This is a genomic window from Pontibacillus salicampi (assembly GCF_042434395.1).
In the GTDB taxonomy this organism is placed as follows: Bacteria; Bacillota; Bacilli; order Bacillales; family BH030062; genus Pontibacillus; species Pontibacillus salicampi.
Genome location: NZ_JBHLTP010000004.1, coordinates 236,811 through 256,915 on the forward strand (window position 1 = coordinate 236,811; position 20,105 = coordinate 256,915).

Genomic DNA, 20,105 nt, shown 5'->3' on the forward strand with positions numbered 1-20,105 from the left:
GTAATCTGCCAGGATTTTGTTCATGCATGGTGTATTATTGAAGACGTGGGTCAGCTAACAGACGGTTCATTTCTTCCATGTGCGTTGTTTCGTCTGCAATCATGTCATCTAGTTTAACAACTAGTTCGGTATAGCCAAGCTCTTCTGCTTGCTGCTTACGTGTTTCATACCGACTGATGGTATCTTCCTCTGCATTTTTTGCTTCTTCAAGCATTTCCTTAACATCTTGTAGTTGTTTCACTTCTGCTGGCTTAGTGGTTGGGGTACCACCAAGTGTTTTAATTTTTTCAGCTAAGTAAAGAGCATGACCTTGTTCATCAGCAATTTCACTTTGGAAGAAAGGCTTTAAGACTTGATAATATAAGCCTTCAACGACAGCAGCGTTATACGTGTACATAATACTTGCTGCGTATTCATGTGCTAAGTCTACGTTTAGTCCATCAATGAGTTCTTGAAGTTTGTTATCCATCTTAATTCACCCCTATAAATATTTTGAATTCTGCTAGGCACATAATATAAATTTCCCCACAAAAAAGAATCTAAACATTCCTGACCATAAAAGGTAAAATAAAGAAGAAAGAGGGTGTATATCCTTGATGAAAAGAAGGAGTAATTTATTCATTATTCTTGCCCTTGCCATTATAGGGGCTAGCTATCTAACGTATGCTGTTGTGATAGATAAGTCATTATGGATGGATAAGTGGGGAGAAGCGATACTGCCCGCCTTTCATCATGCAAGGATTAGAGATTTCTTTACTATGATTACCGAGCTTGGATCTCGGAATGGAATTATCTTCTTCATGATGATCTTCCTTCTTTTTTTATGCCTCAAACGGGACTGGTTGGGATCCTTCCTGCTATTTATAGGTGTCCTGCTAGGCAATGAACTAAATATTTTCATAAAAGAAAGTACAAGAAGAGAAAGACCGAGGATAGATGGAGCTATTGACGCACTTGGCTATAGTTTTCCTAGCGGTCATGCCATGGTATCCGTGATCTGTTTTGGGTTAATTGTTTATTATCTAAGGAGATATGTACAAAGTAGAAAAGCCGTATATTGGATTGGGATAGCAGGGTTTATACTAACCTTTCTAATTGGGATAAGCAGGTTTGTATTAGAGGCGCATTATATATCAGATGTGCTGGCTGGTTTTCTTTTTGGCTTTTTATTTCTGTTAGTGGTTATTGGTGTGGATCAGTTGTCTCGGTCATGGATAGAATCAGATCAAGATATCCGTCTCTAGACCGATAGATAAACCAACTGGGGATTGTAGGAGCTTGGATTTTTATTTTATATAATGGATGTATAAAACATGGATGCCAATCTCTCAACATTAAAGGGGAGCATTTGTTGATGTCTACTTAGAAATTTGTTGTTAAAGGATGATGACTTATGAGGAGAATTTCAACCTATATAGTAGCCTTTGGCTTCATAGTAGTAGGATTACTGCTCGTACTAACTAATTTCAATATCGTTTCCTTTGATCTATCTTCTGCATTCTATTATGCCTATCCGTTTGCGATTGTACTAATCTCATTATTTTATCTACTGGAGAGCTTAGCGGGTAAGCGCGATGAACTTGGAGCGGGTTCGTTCTTTTTGATTTTTGGTATTTTGCTGGTCCTTGATCGGTTTCAGGTAATAGCCTTTCAATTTTTTGATATTTGGCGACTTTGGCCGCTTTTATTAGTGTTTTTGGGAGTGAGCTTTTTTCTGCCGTATAAAAAAAACGGTCCCTCCATTTTTGTTTCATCGGACGATGCATGGGACGATTCCTCCTATTGGGATGATGAGTCTGACAACTGGGAGGAGAAGAGCAACAAATCGTTTAAAATGACCAAACATATGACCATTGGAGACCATCGGTTTGACCAGCCAAACTGGACCGTTGAGCCGATGAAGACATGGAATGCTATTGGTGACTATTATATTGATTTTACGAAAGCATTTATACCAGATAAAAATACATCTATGACTATTACAGGCTGGATAGGCGATGTGAAGGTAATTGTACCTGATAACGTGGATTTGGCGATAGAAGCGAAGGTCAAGGCCGGAGATATTCGAATATTGAAGCAGAAATCAGATGGCATTAACAGGATATTAACGTATAAAACGCCAGGCTATGATGAGGCAACAAGGAAGCTTACATTAAAAATTGATTTCGTGCTCGGTGACATTAAAGTTGATGAAGTGTAGGTGGTCTGAGTGTTGAAAAAACTAAATAGCGTTCGCTACAAGTTCATTCGATCTCATATATACGGGTTGTTCTTGACTACAATGATTCTGCTCTCTTTCTTTTTAGCCATTTTCGTCATGTACAATCCGGAGTGGCTGTCAAAGGAAGCTATATTCCTTTTTGTAGGCAGTTTATTGCTCGTATCCTTCTTCGTATCGTTGTATGTTGGGTTTCAATCTAGCGGGGATATGAAAGAACGTATTGATGGACTATCTACTTTAATCCGAGCCTTATCCCAAGGAAAGTATGATTCCCGTATAAGGCTTACACCTGATGATGAGATAGCAAGGATTGGCTCTGAATTAAACGAGCTCGGAAATAAGCTCAAGAGTCAAGTGAAGTCGTTACAGCGCATGGCGGATGAGAAATCCGAGTTTGCTAAATCTGCACACAAGGCTGCAGCAATAGAAGAAAGACAGCGTTTGGCAAGAGATTTACACGATGCAGTCAGTCAGCAGTTATTTGCACTTACTATGATGGCACAGGCTGCACAGCGATCATTTGACCAGCAGCCTGAACTAGCGAAAAAGCAGCTGGAGGAAATAACCTCAATGGCCCTGCAGGCTCAAACGGAGATGAGAGCCTTATTGTTACATTTACGCCCTGTCCATTTATCTGGCGAACCTCTTAAACAAGGTATCCATAACCTAATAAGCGAATTGCAGGATAAATGCCAAATTCGTTTTGACGTGCATATGGATGATATGGAAAACATACCAGAAAGCGCAGAGGATCATCTGTTTAGGATTGTACAGGAGGCATTATCAAACATTCTCCGACATGCTGAAGCAACAGAAGTGGATGTAAGACTAAAACAGGAAAGAACAGAATTGTTTGTACACATAGGAGATAATGGCAAGGGATTTGAACTAGATCAAGATAAGAAAACTTCCTACGGATTAAAGACGATGCAGGAACGGACTGAAGAAATCGGTGGTACTTTTACTATTAGGTCTAAACCTCATGAAGGTACGTATATTGATATTCGAATACCAGTGCAGGAGAGTGATGATCGTGAGTGAATCAGTGATTCGAGTAATTGTAGTGGATGATCATGATGTCGTGCGAAAAGGAATAATAGCCTATCTAATGACTGAGCCAGGGTTAGAGGTAGTTGGAGAAGCGTCTAGCGGAAAAGAAGGGGCAGCATTTGCAATTAAGGAACAAGTGGACGTGGTGCTCATGGATTTAATGATGGAAAATGGTAATGGAATAGAAGGGACGGAAGAAATTCTTGCATCCCATCCATCGTGTAAGGTAATCATCTTAACTAGTTATTATGATGATGAGAAAGTATTTCCGGCCCTTGAGGCTGGGGCTTTCAGCTACATGTTAAAAACATCTTCAGCAGACCAAATCGCAGCTGCCATTAAGAAAGCTGTAAAAGGGGAGCCGTATATTGAGCAAAAAGTAGCTAATAAGATGATGACCAGATTCCGTACTATGGAGAAATTAGCTCACGAAGAGCTAACTACCCGTGAGTTAGAGGTGCTGATGTGTATTGGCGATGGCCTCACTAACCAGGAAATCAGCGATAAATTGTATATCGGTATTAAAACAGTTAAAACCCACGTTAGTAATATCTTAAGTAAACTAGGGGTACAGGACCGCACACAAGCGGCCGTGTACGCCCACAAAAATGGTTTATTCAAAAATCGCTATTAAGCAGCCGTTTTTCCTTTGGTATTGAAAATGCTCCTGATATGGTACGTCACATATCATGTAGAGACAGTGGAAGGCATGTTTTCGAGATAGTGTGGAGAAAAGTAGGAAGAGTTGAATGCGCTCAGTACAATCAACGTATAAGCGAACGCTCTAGCATTATACAACTTTAAGCCAAATGAATCTTTTGTCATGCGAACAGTATGTATCCGTTATAAACGCTAGTATCCTTATGTTTCTTAGTAGTTTCATCATGATGATATAGACACGCAATATGGAGAGGTATAATAGTAGCCATATCCACTCATCCTTAGGAAAGTGAGCGTCTTCCAAATTATACTTCCTCACACTAAAGCAACGGCCCCTTTACAGCTCCAATGCAAGTCTTCCACAAAAGTTTGTCATTGAACTTATCGAGAATTTTTTGGTAAGAGGTCTCGATTTCTCTATTTACTAGAGAAAACGAGAAAATTGATTTATACTGTTAGCATAATAAACTGGAACTGGGTGTTGGTTTATGACGAAAAAAGTAGAGAGGTTATTATTTTTTGCATGGCTCCAAGCATTTATTGCGATGATTGGCAGTTTAATATTTTCAGAGGTATTAGAGTTTATCCCGTGTGAAAAATGCTGGTATCAGCGGATCTTAATGTATCCACTCGTTTTATTATATGGCTTGGCTTTAGTAAAGAAGGATAGTCGATACGCAGGTGCCGGACTTATTATGAGCGGCATAGGATTCTTGCTTGCGGCATACCATTATGGATTACAGAAATTACCCGCCTTACAGCCTGCTTTTGGTGGTGGGTGTGGACCTGTTTCTTGTTCTGGAGAATACATAAATCTCCTGGGCTTTATTACGATACCGTTATTGTCCTTTACGGCGTTTACGATTATTTTCCTTCTCCATGTTCAAGTGTTAAGAGCTGGTAAATAGTCATAAAGAAAGAGCGATATCCTAACTAAAGGGTATCGCTCTTTGTTTCGTTCTAATAACGCCTATTCGGTCATATGATATTTTGTTAAGTAGGCTGGTCCAGCAACATAGGAGGGTTTCTCTTTGCTTTGCGGACCGTTATTTTGGTGGGCCTTTTGAAAGGCTTGGGAATTCTTCCAGTCTTCAAAGCTTTGTACATTTTGCCACAGGGTTAACACAATATACGTATTACCTTGTACAGGGCGGAGGATTCGGATGGATTGAAATCCTGGTGAATCCTCAATAGCTCCTGCGCGCTGTTTAAACCGATCTTCAAAAAGGGGACGGCCTTCATCTGTTACTGGGATATTGTTCATGACCACATATCCTTCATTCTGTAACGTCCCTTCCTGATCTACGATTTCATATGCCCGGGCTTCATCGAAGATATTCTTACCTTCTGTATAAGCAATTGTATTATCTTCGCCTTGAAGTAGATAAACAGACTGTTCAGGGTGTTTTTCTTTTAGTGCTGCCAAATAATCATATGTACCACTTGTCATATAAACACTCATTTATTTTAGCTCCTCTCCTCTTGTGAATGAACGCGGTTTACTTATTCCATAGTGTAGCAACTCCTAGAAATAAAAAGCAAGCTAGAAGATGCTGGTTTCTCGGATATAGTGTTGTATCGTATAATAAGAGGATAATCATTATAGAGCGAGTATCAAACGAAAAATAACTCCTTTGAGGTGAACAGCATGGAGTGGAATAAAGAAACGATATTTAACTGGTGGAAGCAAACGAATTGGAAATGGCCGATTATTGCTATAGCAGTTATTGGGATGTTATCAATAGCAGCTTATATGGGGTTGCTATATGGGGGAAAGCGGATAGTAGATGAGCGACTGTTTGTACTGGAGGAAGCTACTACCATCGTCAATGAAGAGGGGGAAGAGCTTGGAAAGCTGTACAGGGAAAATCGGACCGTTGTTTCCATTGATGCAATACCCTCTCATGTTCAGGATGCATTTATCGCCATTGAAGATAGTAGGTTTTATGAGCATGCTGGAGTTGACTTTAAATCCACTATGCGAGCTATCTATCGCGATTTAATAGCCATGGAAAAGGTAGAAGGTGGAAGCACAATCACACAGCAGCTTGCGAAGAATTTATTTCTTACCAATGATAAGACATGGGCGAGAAAAGCGAAAGAGGTTATGGCATCCATATATCTGGAGCGCAATGTGAGCAAAGATCGAATATTGCAGTTCTATTTAAACACTATATATTTTGGAAATGGGTTATATGGAATTGAAACAGCCTCTCAATATTTCTTTGATAAACCAGTTAGTCAATTGTCCGTTGAGGAAGGAGCGTTACTTGCTGCTTTACCAAAAGGTCCTAACTATTACGATCCCTCCGATCATCCGGAACGTGCCAAGGAAAGGCGTAACATTGTTCTCAATCGGATGCATGACACGGGCATGATTTCTGCTGAGGACGCTGTGAAGCTAAAAAGGAAAGGGATTAACCTTAACCTCGGTAATCCAGATAAGAAGCCTTATTTAGCAAGCTACCTGGATATGGTGGTAAAGGAAGCGAAGGAAGAGTATGGACTGAGCAATGATGAACTGTATGAGGGTGGATACCAAATTGTCGTCGGTGTTGATGAAGGCGTACAGCAGCTTTCCTATCAAGCCTTGCAGGATGATCAATACTTTAACGGTTCTACCAACGGTGTAGAAGGTACTTTTGTGCTTATGGATGAGAAAACAGGTGTAATTGTCGCAGCCCATGGAGGGCGGGATTTCCAAAAGGGTAATTTGAACCGCTTATATGAAAAACAGCAACCAGGTTCTACGATGAAGCCTCTTGCTGTTTATGGTCCTGCATTGGAATTAGACCAGTATGAGCCCTATTCCATGTTAGTCGACCAACAGCTATCCTACGGTGAATATCGACCAGCTAACTATGATGGCCAGTATGCAGGATCGATTTCTATGTATGAATCGTTAATGCTGTCTAAAAATGCATCAGCAGTATGGCTGATGAATGAGATGGGGGTCAGCTACTCCAAAGAGTACTTATCGAAAATGGGATTATCCATTGCTGATAATGGACTTAGCCTCGCATTAGGAGGGCTTGAGGAAGGGCTGACTCCAATCGACCTTGTAAAAGGCTACCGTTCATTCGCTCATAAGGGGGAAGTGGTGGAACCACATACCATATTACAGGTGTACAATGATGAAGACGAGCTTGTTTCGCATTCTTCCACAAAAGCTCAGCAAGTATTTACTAAGCAGACTGCATGGAATATGACACGTATGCTTGAGGCAGTAGTGGAAAAAGGGACGGGAACAGCTGGCAGCTATAACAAGGCTCTTGCTGGTAAGACAGGTTCTACGCAGCATCCTTATGCTGAAGGGAAGACGAATGATGCATGGTTTGTAGGCTATACCCCCCAATATGTAGGAGCGGTATGGATGGGGTATGATCAAATTGACAAAGATCATTATTTAACGAAAGGAAGCTCTGAGCCTACACGTTTAATGAAAGATATATTGACGAGAATGAATCAGTCTGAGGAGCTGCAATCTGAATTTGTGAAGCCAGATGACGTGGACGAACTGCAAAGTCCAATAGAGCTTCCAGTTATTACTGATTTAGAAGGTGAATTAGATATTCGAGTGTTTTCGGTGAGAGCGAAATTAACCTGGACTCCATCACCAGATGATCGGGTGGTGTATCGTATTTATAAGAATGGGTCTTCGGAGGATGAATTGGTAGGAGAAGTAACGGGACAAGGAGAGTATGCTATTGAAGGTGTAGGGCTTTTCAGTGAAGCCTCTTATTATGTTGTACCGTATAATTCTTTGACTAAAATAGAAGGAAATCCTTCTAATGAAGTAGAAGTGAAATGGAGATAGTCACCTCACCTAGGGGTGGCTTTTTTCATTTCTAGATCGGAACATATTAAGTGATTGATTTTATATACAAAAAGTGTACAATAGAATTTGTAATTAATAATTATTCTAATTAGAAAAGAATTATAAATTGGGCGAATTCATGACAATATGCCTGCGTCACTATACATTGCAAGCGGAAACAGTTATATTGTAAAAAGAGTAATTATTGGATCGATGTGAAAGGTGAGACAGAATGACTAATTTTAATGACACTATCTTAAAAGCTTTCAAGGGAGAACAAACAAAGCACGTTCCAGCATGGTTTATGAGACAGGCGGGGCGTTCCCAACCAGAATATCGTGCTTTAAAGGAGAAATATTCTCTATTTGAAATTACCCATCAACCGGAATTATGTGCTTATGTAACTCGTTTACCGGTAGAGAATTACAATGTGGACGCTGCAATTTTGTATAAAGATATTATGTCCCCACTACCATCTATCGGTGTAGATGTAGAGATTCAAAAAGGGGTAGGGCCGGTTATTGACAATCCAATTCGCTCTGTCCACGACGTAGAGAAGCTCGGACAAATTGACCCAGAGAGCGACGTACCGTATGTATTGGATACGATTCGGTTGTTAACAGAAGAACAGCTGAATGTTCCATTGATTGGCTTTAGTGGAGCACCATTTACACTAGCAAGCTATATGATTGAAGGCGGACCTTCCAAGAATTATACGAAAACAAAAGCCATGATGTATAGTGAGCCAAAAGCATGGTTTCTTCTAATGGATAAACTCGCAGATATGACGATTCGCTATGTCCGCTCTCAAATACAGGCCGGTGCAAGGGCGATACAAATTTTTGATTCGTGGGTAGGTGCATTGAACGTGGAGGACTACCGCACCTTTATTAAGCCTACAATGGAATACATCTTTTCAGAGTTACGAAAGGAAGATGTCCCATTAATTACATTTGGTGTAGGAGCGGGTCACCTCTTAAAAGAATGGGACGATCTCCCGATAGATGTTATTGGACTGGATTGGCGTACTTCTGTTGAAGAAGCCCGTCAATTAGGTATCCAGAAAACACTTCAAGGTAATTTGGATCCATCTGTGCTGCTTGCTGATTGGGATACGATAGAAACTAAAGCCAAAGCGATTCTGGATCAAGGGATGAAACAACCAGGCTACGTATTCAATCTAGGCCACGGTGTGTTTCCTGAAATTAAACCGGAAACTTTAAAGCGTCTAACTTCATTAGTGCACGAATATTCCAGCCGAAACTAATCTAAAATGATCTACTAAAGAGGTGTTTTTCAAATGGCAAAGAAAACAATGGGATTGCTAGTAATGGCATACGGAACTCCTTACAAAGAAGAAGACTTAGAGCCTTATTACACACATATACGCAGAGGCCGAAAGCCTTCCACTGAGGCACTGGAGGAGCTGCGCGATCGATATAATGCAATTGGCGGTATATCACCGCTTGCTCGTATCACAGACCAACAGGCAGAAGCGTTACAGCATAAGCTAAACGAGATGCAGGATGACATTGAATTCAAATTGTATATCGGTCTGAAGCATATTGAACCGTTTATTGAAGAAGCTGTGGAACAATTGGCCCAGGATGGAATTGAAGAAGCTGTCTCTATCGTGCTCGCTCCACACTACTCCACATTTAGTGTTAAATCCTATAACGGTCGTGCCCAGGAGGAAGCAGAGAAGCATGGGGTAACGACTATCTATTCCGTAGAAAGCTGGTATGACGAGCCTGGCTTTATTCAATACTGGTCTGATGAAATTCAGAAGGTATATGATCAAATGACAAAGAAGGAAAAAGACAACGCAGTACTAATTGTTTCTGCGCATAGTCTGCCTTTGAAAATTTTACAAAATGGCGATCCATACCCAGAACAATTAAAAACAACAGCGAAGCTTATTGCCGATCAACTGCAAATTCAACACTATGAAATTGGATGGCAGAGTGAAGGAAATACGCCAGATCCTTGGATAGGTCCGGATGTTCAGGATTTAACGAGGGATTTGTATAACGAAAAAGGGTACACCACTTTCGTATATGCACCAGTAGGCTTCGTATCAGATCATTTAGAAGTACTGTATGACAATGATTATGAGTGTAAAGTGGTATGTGATGAGGTAGGCGCAAGCTATTATCGTCCGGAAATGCCTAATGTTCACCCACTGTTCATTCAAACCCTTGCCAACGTAGTGATGAAAAAAGCTGAAAAGTAGGGGATAAACATGGAAGATTACAAGCAGATTGTCATTATAGGCGGCGGAATTACTGGACTATCCACCGCCTACTACTTACAAAAACAAATACAAGCACACAAACTCCCGTACACAGTTCGATTAGTTGAAGCAAGTTATCGTCTTGGAGGCATGATTCACACAGAACAAAAGAACGGGTTCACAATCGAAAGGGGACCTGACTCATTACTTGCCCGGAAAGAGAGCGTTTTTCGCCTAATTCAGGACGTTGGTCTTGAGGAGGAGCTTGTATCCGTATCAACTGGTAAATCGTACGTCCATGCTAGGGAGAAGCTTCATGAAATTCCTCATGGATCCTATATGGGAATTCCTACACAAGTCAGCCCTTTTCTCTTCTCAAGTCTGTTTTCCCCAGCAGGGAAACTCAAAGCAGCAGGAGATTTCATGAAGAAGAAAAGCACTTCGAAAGATGATCAATCGTTAGGAGAGTTTTTCCGTTACCGTTTAGGGGATGAAGTGGTAGAAAATTTAATTGAACCGCTTCTTTCTGGTATCTATTCTGGAGATATTGACAATTTAAGCCTTATGGCTACCTTTCCAAACTTTTATCGATTAGAGCAAGAGCATGGCAGCATTGTAAAAGGATTAAAGAAAACAGTTCCAAAGCGTAAGAAATCAGATAAGAAACCTAGTGTATTTAAAACGCTCCGTAGTGGACTCAGCTCTCTTGTTCATGCAGTAGAGGAACAATTAGAAGATGGAACAGTTAGGCTGAATACAGCGGTAGATCATATTGAGAAAAAAGATGATGGCTACCATTTGTTATTAGATAATGGAGAAGTTTTAAAGGCTGATAGTTTAGTTGTGACGACCCCGCATTATCGAGCTCAGCGGATGCTGTCTCAATATGACTTCCTGAATCCATTGAGGGACATGCCTGCCACTTCTGTTGCTAATGTAGCACTGGCCTTTGATCAATCAGCGATTGAAAAGGACATTGACGGATCAGGCTTTCTTGTTTCTCGAAATAGTGATTATCGTATTACCGCGTGTACCTGGACTCATAAAAAATGGCCGCACACAACTCCAGAAGGCAAGGCCTTAATGCGAGCTTATGTTGGTAAGCCTGATGATCAGGACGTCGTATCTAAAACCGATGAAGAAATTGTAGATATAGTCTGGAACGACTTAAATAAAATAATGAAGCTTAATCATAAGCCGGAGTTTTCCGTCGTTACTCGATGGAGGAACTCCCGTGCTCAATATACAGTAGGACACAAAGAGCGGATGGAGCACATCACTCATCATTTGAGAGAACAGCTGCCAGGTGTCTTTCTTGCAGGAGCTTCCTACAACGGACTAGGTGTACCCGACTGTATAGATCAAGGGGAAACCGCTGTGGAGCAGGTGCTGGAATACCTTCAGCATGCCGAACCACACATCGCAGTGAACTAGCTTTATGGAACGATTATATTATTGAGTTACTTGCCAACATATTTAGTAGCTTCACTTATCCCAATCACGGACGAAATCAGAGATGATTTCGTCCTTTTTTACGTTGGCTTTTCACTCTGATTAGCACACTGTTTCATAAATCAAAATGGACTCAATCTTGAAATGATTGAAACACTAACATTTTTTAAAGAAAGTGCAATTTCTGATATAAGAGTTTGTTAATTCTTGTTGTTATTTTTTGCTGAAAAACGCTCTCGTTTATGGAATCTTTTTTCAACATACTGGAAAAAATCGAAAGAGGAAATCTCTATCGAAAAACCTTTACACATTTTTAACAAACAAGGGATTGAATTCACTTTACGATTCTTATACACTTAATATCGAAAATCGATAACGGATTTCGATATTAAGGTAAGGGGGGAAGATGGTGGACAATAAAGTATTACGCAAATTGTTCCTTGGGTTTATTCAAATACATATTCTTCATCATGCCAAAGAGGAACACATTTATGGAACCTGGATGCTCGAGGAATTACAGGAGCATGGGTATGATATTAGTCCGGGTACGCTTTATCCTATTTTGCACAATATGGAAAAGGATGAGCTTTTAAGGATGGAGGAGCGAAAAGTAGAAGGAAAGATTCGTAAATATTACAGCATTACTCTTAAGGGGGAGGATGTACTAACAGAAGCTCGAGCTAAGGCATATGAGCTATTTAAAGAAATTAAGTAAAGGGGATAGCGGAATGAAACAAGAACATTACTTTAAGACATTACTAACTATATTATTAGCCTCTACTAAACTTGGTCTAACCTCATTCGGTGGTCCCGTGGCGCACCTTGCTTATTTTAAAGAGGAGTATATTGACCGACGTAAATGGCTAGATGAAAAAACATATGCAGATATTATTGCTTTATGCCAGTTCTTGCCCGGACCTGCTTCAAGTCAGGTTGGCATATCAATCGGTATGCTTCGTGGTGGAGTATTAGGAGGATTAGTGTCCTGGTTCGGATTTACGGTACCATCTATTATTGTCTTAGTGTTATTTGCTATGCTGTATCAAACTTTCTCATTAGAAGATGCCATCTTTATCCATAGCTTGAAAGTAGTTGCTGCTGCAGTAGTTCTGCATGCCCTAATTGGGTTAGGCAAAAAGTTAACTCCGGATAAAACTCGCATTGGGATGGCTCTCGGGGCGGCAACCATTATGCTTCTTATCCCATCAGCTTGGATGCAAATTGCTATTATTATTACAGCAGGAGCAATAGGGTTGTATCTCTTTAAAGAAAAAGCAGACACCAAGGTGCAGCCTCTCGCTATAGGTATCTCTAAAAAAGCAGGGGTGGCCTCCTTAAGTGTACTTGTAGTATTGTTAGCCATTTTACCGATTATTGCTAGCGCCTCTAACCTGATTCTCTTAAAGCTATTTGATGTATTCTTCCGTGTTGGCTCGCTTGTATTTGGCGGGGGGCATGTTGTACTTCCCATGATTGAGAGAGAAATTGTACCACAAGGCTGGCTCACCTCAAATGAATTTCTTGCAGGGTATGGAATGGCGCAGGCTGTACCTGGACCCTTATTTACGTTCTCAAGTTATCTAGGGACGATGATAGAAGGGGTTGGAGGAGCAATTGTTGCTACAGCTGGCATCTTTTTACCATCCTTTCTTCTTCTGATAGCTGCACTTCCTTTCTTAAATGAGCTTAGACAAAGGAAATCGTTCCAGGGCGTGTTAATGGGGGTAAATGCAAGTGTTGTAGGAATTCTACTAGCAGCATTTTATGATCCTGTAATCAAAAGCTCGATTATGGACGCGACGGATTTCGCTTTAGCTATCATTTTATTTGGTCTCTTGAACATATGGAAGGTTCCCGCATGGCTCATTGTTATTCTTGGTGTTGCAGGTGGATATGTCTTACAGTTAATTGCATAGAAGTTGTTTAGCCTCAGATGTGTTTAACACATTTGAGGCTTTTCATATAACTATCCCTTTTAGCTGTAGTAGGGATTTTTCTTTAATATGTATTTGTTTCATGCATACCAAATCTTGTAATCAATTGATACAATGGAGAAAGCAATAGTTTTGTATGGAAGGGGATAACGAATGGAGCAATTAGATTATGTCTCGCTGCCAAAGCGTGCCGCGACTTACTTTCGAATAACATATTTGTTAGAAATTGTCATAAGTGCAGTAGCTGTATCATTTGGCTGGTTCATTTTTAGACAAATCGACTGGGTGCCGTCGGTAGCCTATGGGTTATATGCATTAATTATAATATGGGGCTGCTATCGTTTGTTATGGTACGCAGAGAGAAGAAGACAAAACACATGGTACCAGCTTTATGAGGATAGACTTGTTATACATAAAGGAGTGTGGGAAAAGCACCATGTGACGATTCCGATGTTTCGTGTTCAACACGTTACGGTTAAACGAGGACCACTGTTACGAATGTATGCGTTAGCCAACACAACCTTTTTTACTGCTGGAAGCTCTTATGATATACCAGCTGTGGAAGAGGATAAGGCAGAGGATATACGTGATCGAGTCATCGATCTTGCAAAGGAGAGGGAGGAATATTGAAAAGACAACATCCCTTCGCCTTCATCCATTATGGATTTCAATTCATCAGAGGTACGATTTTTTTATTTATTATTCTATCTTTTAATGATTTTCGAAATGGAGAATACCTGTATCCCATTCTATTTATTCTAGGGTTAATTGTACTAGGTATGATTATTGGCTGGGTACGATGGTACTTTCTCCAATATGATATGGATGAGGAACAATTTTATATCTATCAAGGTGTATTTGCTAAAAAGTATGAAACGTATCCCCATATTAAAATCTCAGGTGTAAACTATAGCTCTAATCGCATTCTGGAATTACTAGGGCTTACTACCATTGCCATTGAAACAGCAGGCAAGTCAGAGGACTCTAGTGCCAAGCTTTTCCTGAAAGAATCAGACGCTAAAGTAATAGAAGAAAATATTGTTTATTATGCAAAGAAACAAGGTAATGCCGAAGTATCTGAAGAAGATAAACCAAGGAAGGAAGAGCCTGATTTTAAGCTGCCATGGGGTTATTTATTTGTAATGAGTGCAACATCTAGGATGATGTTCGTTGTTTTAACGGTAATAACCTCGTCTATCTCTCAAGTCATGGATACCTTTGGAGAATTCCTTATTCAATTTCCTCTATTTGCAGGAGTGAATAAGCTAGACCTTGGTGAAATAATAGTAACGAAGCCACTGCTGTTTATTTCCTGGATTGGTATTGCTGCTCTTATCTCGTGGGTGACTGGAACCATCATAACAGCGCTGCGCTATGCTAACTACCGTGTAATCCGGGATCAGGACACACTTCATATAGCCTATGGCTTGTGGAGCACGAAGAATGTAGCGCTTGAGGTCAATCGCATTCAAGCCATTCGCATTCGAGAAGGTGTTTTACGAGGCTGGCTCGGATTTCATTCTGTAGAATTTGATAGTATTGGCTATGATGGAGATGAGTACACTCAAAAAGCCTTGCTACTCCCGTTAGTAAGAAAACAGCGAACATGGAGTCTCATTGAGCGGCTTGTACCGGAATACTATGTGCAGCCGCGATTTGTTCATTCCCCGAAACGAGCAAGAATTCGTTTCTACTTTCGTGGAGTAATTGCTCCAACCATTTTATGTATGGGTGCAGGGTTTCTATGGAATCCGATATGGTGGCTCCTTCTAGTCACTCCATTACTAGCCTACTTATCAGAGCTCCGCTATAGGGATAATGGTATTCAAACAGTGGATGGAAAAATGGTGACGTCAAGCAGATTATTAGAAAGGGAAATTGTCGTCATACCTTGGCCGGGGCTACAGTCGATACTACGAACACAGTCCATTCTGCAATTGTGGCGAAATTTAGCAACCTATGAAATAGCTGTTGCAACAGATCAGTTGGAACTAGTATATAAGGCAAGGGAATTAGATCCTGACCTTTATGCAGAATTAACCGCCTTCCTCCAACAAAGGAAGGAAATGGAGCTGGATTAATTCCTTGAACAGTACATCAGGAAAATCTTCTAGTAAAAAGGTCTAGCTTGTTCTTGATAGGTTCCGTTTGTCTAGTGAACCCTGAACTTTCTCCAAGCTAATAGCACCCCCAAATCAACTGATGATAATAAAGATACCTCATCGTTGTAATGAGGGTGCTATGGAAAGACCGTTTATGTACGTAGCTTACACTAATGTGGGGGATGGAAAACATGATTGTTTCTAGAAAAGAGGAGATGGAAACAGTACAACAGGAGAAGAGTGAGTTGTTTACCAAAGATGTACTTCACATTTTGAATGGTCAGTGTATGTACGAGGAATGGAAAGCTAACAACCTGCTTTCTGATTCTAATTATGCTCCTTTTAATGAAGCGATGTGTGTGAACGCGACTACAGAGCACGTTTTTGGTCCAAAATTTATAACCACAAGAGCGTCAGGACATCGGGATTCTGTAGAAGGATATAAGGAAAAGGTGATTAAACCTTTAGCTCGTCTTTTTAATAAAGAGTATAGCTGTCTCGTTTTATGGTTTGGGGAAGACATGTTTTGCCAAATGAACCTACTTACTATACTTTCCTATCTAGAACAATCAAGCTATAAAGGAACTGTGTATGTACATAGCTTCAAAGAGGAAGAGTTTAAGGTGAAACAAACTGAAGTTAAGCTAGGTCATTATGAATCTGTGTATAAAGAAGTATTGGTAAGTCATGAAAAACCTTCTTATGTATTGCTTCCGGTTATGAATCGAGCGATAGATATTTACTTAGATATGCTAAAAGAAGACAATGTGATTGTAACGTATATTAAAAGGAATAAGGAGTTGTCAACTACAGCTTTAGTCAACAAGCTTATGACGTTGTTTCCATCTGTAGGCTACGGAGATTCACAATATATTGACTTGATTAATAAAACACGTTGAAGAGGATATTGTATCACTTCATTTTTACAAATAAGAACATTAACAATTAGGAGGCTTGTCCTGAGACAAAGGAATACAGTAATGGAAAAAAGCTTGAGACAAGATCTCAAGCTTTAGTATGTGCTAACTATATGGTTACATTTAGTATCGTGACTAATATGCTGCATATGCTATCGAAATTCTATATCTTTAGGAAATGGTACTCTATTATACTTCTGTGATGGTTTCGACCGTCCAATTCTCATTCACAAACAGTCCGATAACCTTCAGGTTCATGTCCCACGCCTGAATCATCTCAACAACATCGCGTACCTGTATGTATTGCTCCTCTTTAGAGACAGGGTTCCCGGCACAGTCATGATGGGCGACAATCGCGATGACCTCTGAACCATGGTTGTGAGCAGAAATGCGTACTTTTGCCTGAAGGGCTTCCAGGGCTTCCCCATCTGCCTCTAGCATATATTTCGTCGGACCAGCCTCTGTAATCATGTCTACATAATCCACAGCATACTGGCTTCGCATCCATTCTGTGACAGGGTCTTGAACTCTCCCGTCCATGCAATTGATAGCAGTAGCAAATGTTCCTTGTGCCATATTTATTCCTCCTTATTGATGATGAGTTTATTGTAATATAAAGTACGGTTTTCGTATAGACAAACGAACATACATCCTTTAGTTGTTTCTCCCCTTGCTAAATGTGGTATTACATTTTTAGAGTGTTTTCTTAATAGAGAAAGAGGTGAATGCAATGCGTAAAGTTCAACTAGGTGCATCTGATTTATTTGTGAATCCGATAGGGTTAGGTACAAATGCGGTAGGCGGACATAATATCTATCCTAACCTAGATGAAGAAGCAGGTAAGGATGTGGTGCGAACAGCATTACGGAACGGAATGAATTTCCTTGATACAGCCTTTATCTATGGGCCAGAGCGTTCTGAGGAGCTAGTAGGCCAGGTCGTAAAGGAGTTTAATCGTGACGATGTTGTACTGGCTACAAAAGGTGCCCATGAGCTGACAGGAGAAAATGTTGTATATAATAATTCTCCAGCCTTTTTAAAGGAAGCTGTACATGCGAGCTTAAAGCGCCTTGGTACGGAGTACATTGACTTGTTCTACATTCATTTCCCGGATGATTCTACTCCAAAGGATGAAGCTGTCGGGGCTCTCAAGGAATTAATGGATGAAGGAAAGCTTCGCTCCATTGGAGTCTCGAATTTCTCTCTAGACCAGTTAAAGGAAGCGAACAAAGATGGGTACGTTGACGTTATCCAGTCTCATTATAATCTTCTGCATAGGGAAGCGGAGAAGGAAATGCTCCCATACACGGCTGAACACAATATTTCATTCATTCCTTATTTTCCTTTTGCTTCAGGAATATTAGCTGGTAAATATGATGAAAATACAACCTTTCCAGAGGATGATATTCGCGCCAATAGTCCAATGTTTCAAGGGAAAATGTTCAAGAAAAATCTTGCTAAGGTAGAACAGCTTCAAAATATTGCTGAGCATCAAGGAGTAAGTGTACCACACGTAGTGTTAGCATGGTATCTTACGCGTCCATCCATTAATGCGGTTATCCCTGGAGCGAAACGAAGCGAGCAAGTGGTGGATAATCTCACCGCTTTGGATGTGAATCTAAAGACAGAGGAAATGAATACAATCAGCTCCATATTTACAGATTAATACTATACCGCCTAATCAACCACATTAGGCGGTTTTTATATACCTAGGCCTAAGGAAAAAAGAAGAATTGCTATGGCTGCTCCAATGAGCGGCAAAATTACCGTCAATGCTCCCATTGCCCAATAAGCGCGTTGATGAGTTTCATCACAAATAGCTCGAATGGTAGTTACTACATATCCATTGTGAGGAAGGGAGTCGAGTGCCCCAGAGGAAATGGTAATGGTCCTGTGTAATGCTTCAGGGTTTACTCCCATATCCAAATAGTGAGGTGCCAATATAGGCAAGGCAATAACCTGCCCGCCACTAGCCGATCCAGTAAGCCCAGCTATAACACTAACAGCAATAGCTCCCCCTACTAAAGGACTGCCAGGAATGCTGGTCATTGCCTCCACTGATTGCTCAAATGCTTTGGAGGCCTTCGCTACCCCTCCAAAGCCAACCACAGCAGCTGTATTGCCTATGGCAACGAGAGCTCCAGTAGTCCCTTCAGACAATGCTGTTGAGAAATCCTGAAAATACTTTCTATTTAATATATAAAGAGACAGTACTCCGCCTAACAATGCAACAATGAGGGCTGATTTCTCTAAAGCATCGTGTAAAGTGAAAGATAAAATAAGCACAATAACAAGTGGGATAATACTAAACAGAGGATTAGGTAGTTCGCGGTTAGATGTAGCCGGGTCCTCCTCTCTTTCTTCAAATGCTTCTCCATTTGCTTGTGCTTTAGAGATTAACGTCTGAAGCCACCAATAACCAGTCAGGGCAAGGAAGATGGCCACAATTATACTAACCTCCCAGCCTGCATAGGGGCTGGTTCCAAGGTACTCAATGGGAATCCAGTTTTGAATTTCTGGGGACCCTGCGGACGTCATCGTAAATGTAACCGACCCAAATGCCAAAGTGGCAGGGATAAATCGTCTCGGAAGATTAGCTTGCTTAAAAAGACTGACTGCCATGGGATACACCGAGAAGGCTACCACAAATAAACTGACCCCTCCATAGGTTAATACAGCACAGGCAAGAACAATGGCTAGTACAGCCCGCTTTATCCCTAATTTCCCAATCACCCACTTAGAAACGCTTTGAGCTGCTCCACTATCTCCCATCACCTTACCGAAAATAGCACCAAGTAAAAACATAGGAAACCAGTCTGCTACAAAATTGGCAAAGCTGTTCATATAATTTTGTAAAAACGTTGCCCCATCCCCATCTGTAAGCTGTGGGAAAATAGGAATGTTGCTCAATACGGCTACCAGCAATGCGCAAAGAGGGGCGACAACGAGCAGGTTTAACCCCTTTAATGTTAAATATACGAGTAGTGCTAGTCCACCAATTAACCCAATAAAGCTTAAAACCATAACACATCAGTCCCTTCCCCACTACAAAAGTTTGTTGTATTAGTTATGTGTGAATGAGAGCTATTTCATGCTGATGAATCTGATTAGGGACTTGGAGAAGAACGAGTAGTTCCATTAGCCTATTTTTCATTCTGTAGAAGGGTATTGATACTAGAGGAAGAACTATTTTTATATATAGAGAAAGTCTTGCGTTGCCCAATTTAAAAAGAGGAGACGATGCGATGAACCCGGATGTCAGTTATGTATTGTATGTTGGTGGTTTTGTTCTTATCTTTCTTTTAACGTATCAGTACGCTTTCTTTATGATTAAGAAAACTGGACAGATGATGGCGCATTCGTTTGTAGCTGCAACCTTGAATGTGGTGTTAGGGGCATGTGCAGTGTTGGGCTGGACGATTTATTCCTATGGAACAGTTGAAACTCTTTTTATGACAGGATTACGACTCGGCTCTTTCTTAACTGTACTCAGCATATTGGTATTAAGCGTCCTGCTGTTTATAAAACGGAAGCAATTTTTGCAGACAACCTAATATCTGTTTAAGAGAACTCTGGTGATGGGCCAGAGTTTTTTTATTATGCAGCGACTGTTCATCAACTATGAATTAGCGATTTCATCTTGCGTTATTTTCCAAAGACTAGTAAACTTTTATATGAAAACGGTTTCAATTTGTTAAATATAGATAGCAGGGGGAGTT

The 20,105-nt window shown here is 40.6% G+C and carries 19 protein-coding genes and 1 pseudogene; 16 read left to right on the top strand and 4 right to left on the bottom strand.

Annotated elements, in window-relative coordinates; all coding sequences use genetic code 11:
- Positions 1-34: 34 nt before the first annotated feature.
- Complete coding sequence (locus tag ACFFGV_RS07865) at positions 35-469, bottom strand: ferritin-like domain-containing protein (protein WP_377346374.1); 435 nt, start codon at positions 467-469, stop codon at positions 35-37.
- A 127-nt stretch (positions 470-596) separates the two neighbouring features.
- Here ACFFGV_RS07865 and ACFFGV_RS07870 point away from each other — a divergent pair, with 127 nt between their 5' ends.
- From ACFFGV_RS07870 to ACFFGV_RS07890, 5 genes are all read left to right on the top strand, one after another.
- The gene (locus ACFFGV_RS07870) at positions 597-1,244 is read left to right on the top strand and encodes a phosphatase PAP2 family protein (RefSeq protein WP_377346376.1); all 648 of its coding nucleotides are present in this window, start codon (positions 597-599) and stop codon (positions 1,242-1,244) included.
- A 149-nt stretch (positions 1,245-1,393) separates the two neighbouring features.
- Positions 1,394-2,200 carry a cell wall-active antibiotics response protein LiaF gene (gene liaF, locus ACFFGV_RS07875; RefSeq protein ID WP_377346378.1) on the top strand — a complete coding sequence of 269 codons (807 nt, stop codon included), beginning with the start codon at positions 1,394-1,396 and terminating at the stop codon, positions 2,198-2,200.
- A gap of 9 nt (positions 2,201-2,209) precedes the next feature.
- Positions 2,210-3,262 carry a sensor histidine kinase gene (locus ACFFGV_RS07880; RefSeq protein ID WP_377346381.1) on the top strand — a complete coding sequence of 351 codons (1,053 nt, stop codon included), beginning with the start codon at positions 2,210-2,212 and terminating at the stop codon, positions 3,260-3,262.
- A 4-nt stretch (positions 3,263-3,266) separates the two neighbouring features.
- Complete coding sequence (locus ACFFGV_RS07885) at positions 3,267-3,905, top strand: response regulator (RefSeq protein WP_377346486.1); 639 nt, start codon at positions 3,267-3,269, stop codon at positions 3,903-3,905.
- 514 nt (positions 3,906-4,419) lie between these two features.
- The gene (locus ACFFGV_RS07890; RefSeq protein WP_377346383.1) at positions 4,420-4,839 is read left to right on the top strand and encodes a disulfide oxidoreductase; all 420 of its coding nucleotides are present in this window, start codon (positions 4,420-4,422) and stop codon (positions 4,837-4,839) included.
- A gap of 62 nt (positions 4,840-4,901) precedes the next feature.
- Here ACFFGV_RS07890 and ACFFGV_RS07895 read toward each other — a convergent pair whose 3' ends face one another.
- Entirely contained in the window at positions 4,902-5,393 is a 492-nt protein-coding gene (locus ACFFGV_RS07895; RefSeq protein ID WP_377346385.1) for an antibiotic biosynthesis monooxygenase family protein, read from the bottom strand.
- Positions 5,394-5,579: 186 nt separating this feature from the next.
- On the opposite strand from ACFFGV_RS07895, the gene ACFFGV_RS07900 reads away from it, so the two are divergent.
- The 9 genes and pseudogenes from ACFFGV_RS07900 to ACFFGV_RS07940 form a co-directional block, all read left to right on the top strand.
- Positions 5,580-7,748 (top strand): transglycosylase domain-containing protein, encoded by a 2,169-nt coding sequence (locus ACFFGV_RS07900; protein WP_377346387.1) that lies wholly within the window; start codon positions 5,580-5,582, stop codon positions 7,746-7,748.
- 232 nt (positions 7,749-7,980) lie between these two features.
- Positions 7,981-9,015 (top strand): uroporphyrinogen decarboxylase, encoded by a 1,035-nt coding sequence (gene hemE / locus ACFFGV_RS07905; protein WP_377346389.1) that lies wholly within the window; start codon positions 7,981-7,983, stop codon positions 9,013-9,015.
- A gap of 33 nt (positions 9,016-9,048) precedes the next feature.
- Entirely contained in the window at positions 9,049-9,981 is a 933-nt protein-coding gene (gene hemH / locus ACFFGV_RS07910; protein WP_377346390.1) for a ferrochelatase, read from the top strand.
- 9 nt (positions 9,982-9,990) lie between these two features.
- Positions 9,991-11,415 (top strand): protoporphyrinogen oxidase, encoded by a 1,425-nt coding sequence (gene hemY, locus ACFFGV_RS07915; protein WP_377346393.1) that lies wholly within the window; start codon positions 9,991-9,993, stop codon positions 11,413-11,415.
- A gap of 427 nt (positions 11,416-11,842) precedes the next feature.
- The gene (locus ACFFGV_RS07920; RefSeq protein ID WP_377346395.1) at positions 11,843-12,148 is read left to right on the top strand and encodes a PadR family transcriptional regulator; all 306 of its coding nucleotides are present in this window, start codon (positions 11,843-11,845) and stop codon (positions 12,146-12,148) included.
- Between the two features lie 13 nt (positions 12,149-12,161).
- Positions 12,162-13,349: a chromate efflux transporter gene (gene chrA / locus ACFFGV_RS07925; protein WP_377346397.1), complete on the top strand. Its 1,188-nt coding sequence runs from the start codon at positions 12,162-12,164 to the stop codon at positions 13,347-13,349.
- A gap of 171 nt (positions 13,350-13,520) precedes the next feature.
- Entirely contained in the window at positions 13,521-13,997 is a 477-nt protein-coding gene (locus tag ACFFGV_RS07930) for a PH domain-containing protein (protein ID WP_377346399.1), read from the top strand.
- Complete coding sequence (locus tag ACFFGV_RS07935; RefSeq protein WP_377346402.1) at positions 13,994-15,448, top strand: PH domain-containing protein; 1,455 nt, start codon at positions 13,994-13,996, stop codon at positions 15,446-15,448. The genes ACFFGV_RS07930 and ACFFGV_RS07935 overlap by 4 nt, the downstream gene beginning before the upstream one ends.
- Positions 15,449-15,654: 206 nt before the next feature.
- A pseudogene (locus ACFFGV_RS07940) lies at positions 15,655-16,368 on the top strand (AraC family transcriptional regulator); the annotation flags it as partial.
- A gap of 207 nt (positions 16,369-16,575) precedes the next feature.
- Here ACFFGV_RS07940 and ACFFGV_RS07945 read toward each other — a convergent pair.
- Complete coding sequence (locus ACFFGV_RS07945) at positions 16,576-16,962, bottom strand: carbonic anhydrase (RefSeq protein WP_377346405.1); 387 nt, start codon at positions 16,960-16,962, stop codon at positions 16,576-16,578.
- A 154-nt stretch (positions 16,963-17,116) separates the two neighbouring features.
- Between ACFFGV_RS07945 and ACFFGV_RS07950 the strand changes: the two genes are divergently transcribed.
- Positions 17,117-18,052 (top strand): aldo/keto reductase, encoded by a 936-nt coding sequence (locus ACFFGV_RS07950; RefSeq protein WP_377346407.1) that lies wholly within the window; start codon positions 17,117-17,119, stop codon positions 18,050-18,052.
- 35 nt (positions 18,053-18,087) lie between these two features.
- On the opposite strand, the gene ACFFGV_RS07955 is transcribed toward ACFFGV_RS07950, so the two are convergent.
- Positions 18,088-19,410 (bottom strand): GntP family permease, encoded by a 1,323-nt coding sequence (locus ACFFGV_RS07955; protein ID WP_377346410.1) that lies wholly within the window; start codon positions 19,408-19,410, stop codon positions 18,088-18,090.
- A gap of 221 nt (positions 19,411-19,631) precedes the next feature.
- On the opposite strand from ACFFGV_RS07955, the gene ACFFGV_RS07960 reads away from it, so the two are divergent.
- On the top strand, positions 19,632-19,940 hold the full coding sequence (locus ACFFGV_RS07960; RefSeq protein WP_377346412.1) for a hypothetical protein: 309 nt from the start codon (positions 19,632-19,634) through the stop codon (positions 19,938-19,940).
- Positions 19,941-20,105: the final 165 nt, after the last annotated feature.

Bases quoted from the DNA above. Each gene is read 5' to 3' on its own strand.
- ACFFGV_RS07865 (WP_377346374.1), bottom strand. From the start codon at position 469: ATGGATAACAAACTTCAAGAACTCATTGATGGACTAAACGTAGACTTA.
- ACFFGV_RS07870 (WP_377346376.1), top strand. From the start codon at position 597: ATGAAAAGAAGGAGTAATTTATTCATTATTCTTGCCCTTGCCATTATA.
- liaF (WP_377346378.1), top strand. From the start codon at position 1,394: ATGAGGAGAATTTCAACCTATATAGTAGCCTTTGGCTTCATAGTAGTA.
- ACFFGV_RS07890 (WP_377346383.1), top strand. From the start codon at position 4,420: ATGACGAAAAAAGTAGAGAGGTTATTATTTTTTGCATGGCTCCAAGCA.
- ACFFGV_RS07895 (WP_377346385.1), bottom strand. From the start codon at position 5,393: ATGAGTGTTTATATGACAAGTGGTACATATGATTATTTGGCAGCACTA.
- ACFFGV_RS07900 (WP_377346387.1), top strand. From the start codon at position 5,580: ATGGAGTGGAATAAAGAAACGATATTTAACTGGTGGAAGCAAACGAAT.
- hemE (WP_377346389.1), top strand. From the start codon at position 7,981: ATGACTAATTTTAATGACACTATCTTAAAAGCTTTCAAGGGAGAACAA.
- hemH (WP_377346390.1), top strand. From the start codon at position 9,049: ATGGCAAAGAAAACAATGGGATTGCTAGTAATGGCATACGGAACTCCT.
- hemY (WP_377346393.1), top strand. From the start codon at position 9,991: ATGGAAGATTACAAGCAGATTGTCATTATAGGCGGCGGAATTACTGGA.
- chrA (WP_377346397.1), top strand. From the start codon at position 12,162: ATGAAACAAGAACATTACTTTAAGACATTACTAACTATATTATTAGCC.
- ACFFGV_RS07930 (WP_377346399.1), top strand. From the start codon at position 13,521: ATGGAGCAATTAGATTATGTCTCGCTGCCAAAGCGTGCCGCGACTTAC.
- ACFFGV_RS07945 (WP_377346405.1), bottom strand. From the start codon at position 16,962: ATGGCACAAGGAACATTTGCTACTGCTATCAATTGCATGGACGGGAGA.
- ACFFGV_RS07950 (WP_377346407.1), top strand. From the start codon at position 17,117: ATGCGTAAAGTTCAACTAGGTGCATCTGATTTATTTGTGAATCCGATA.
- ACFFGV_RS07955 (WP_377346410.1), bottom strand. From the start codon at position 19,410: ATGGTTTTAAGCTTTATTGGGTTAATTGGTGGACTAGCACTACTCGTA.
- ACFFGV_RS07960 (WP_377346412.1), top strand. From the start codon at position 19,632: ATGAACCCGGATGTCAGTTATGTATTGTATGTTGGTGGTTTTGTTCTT.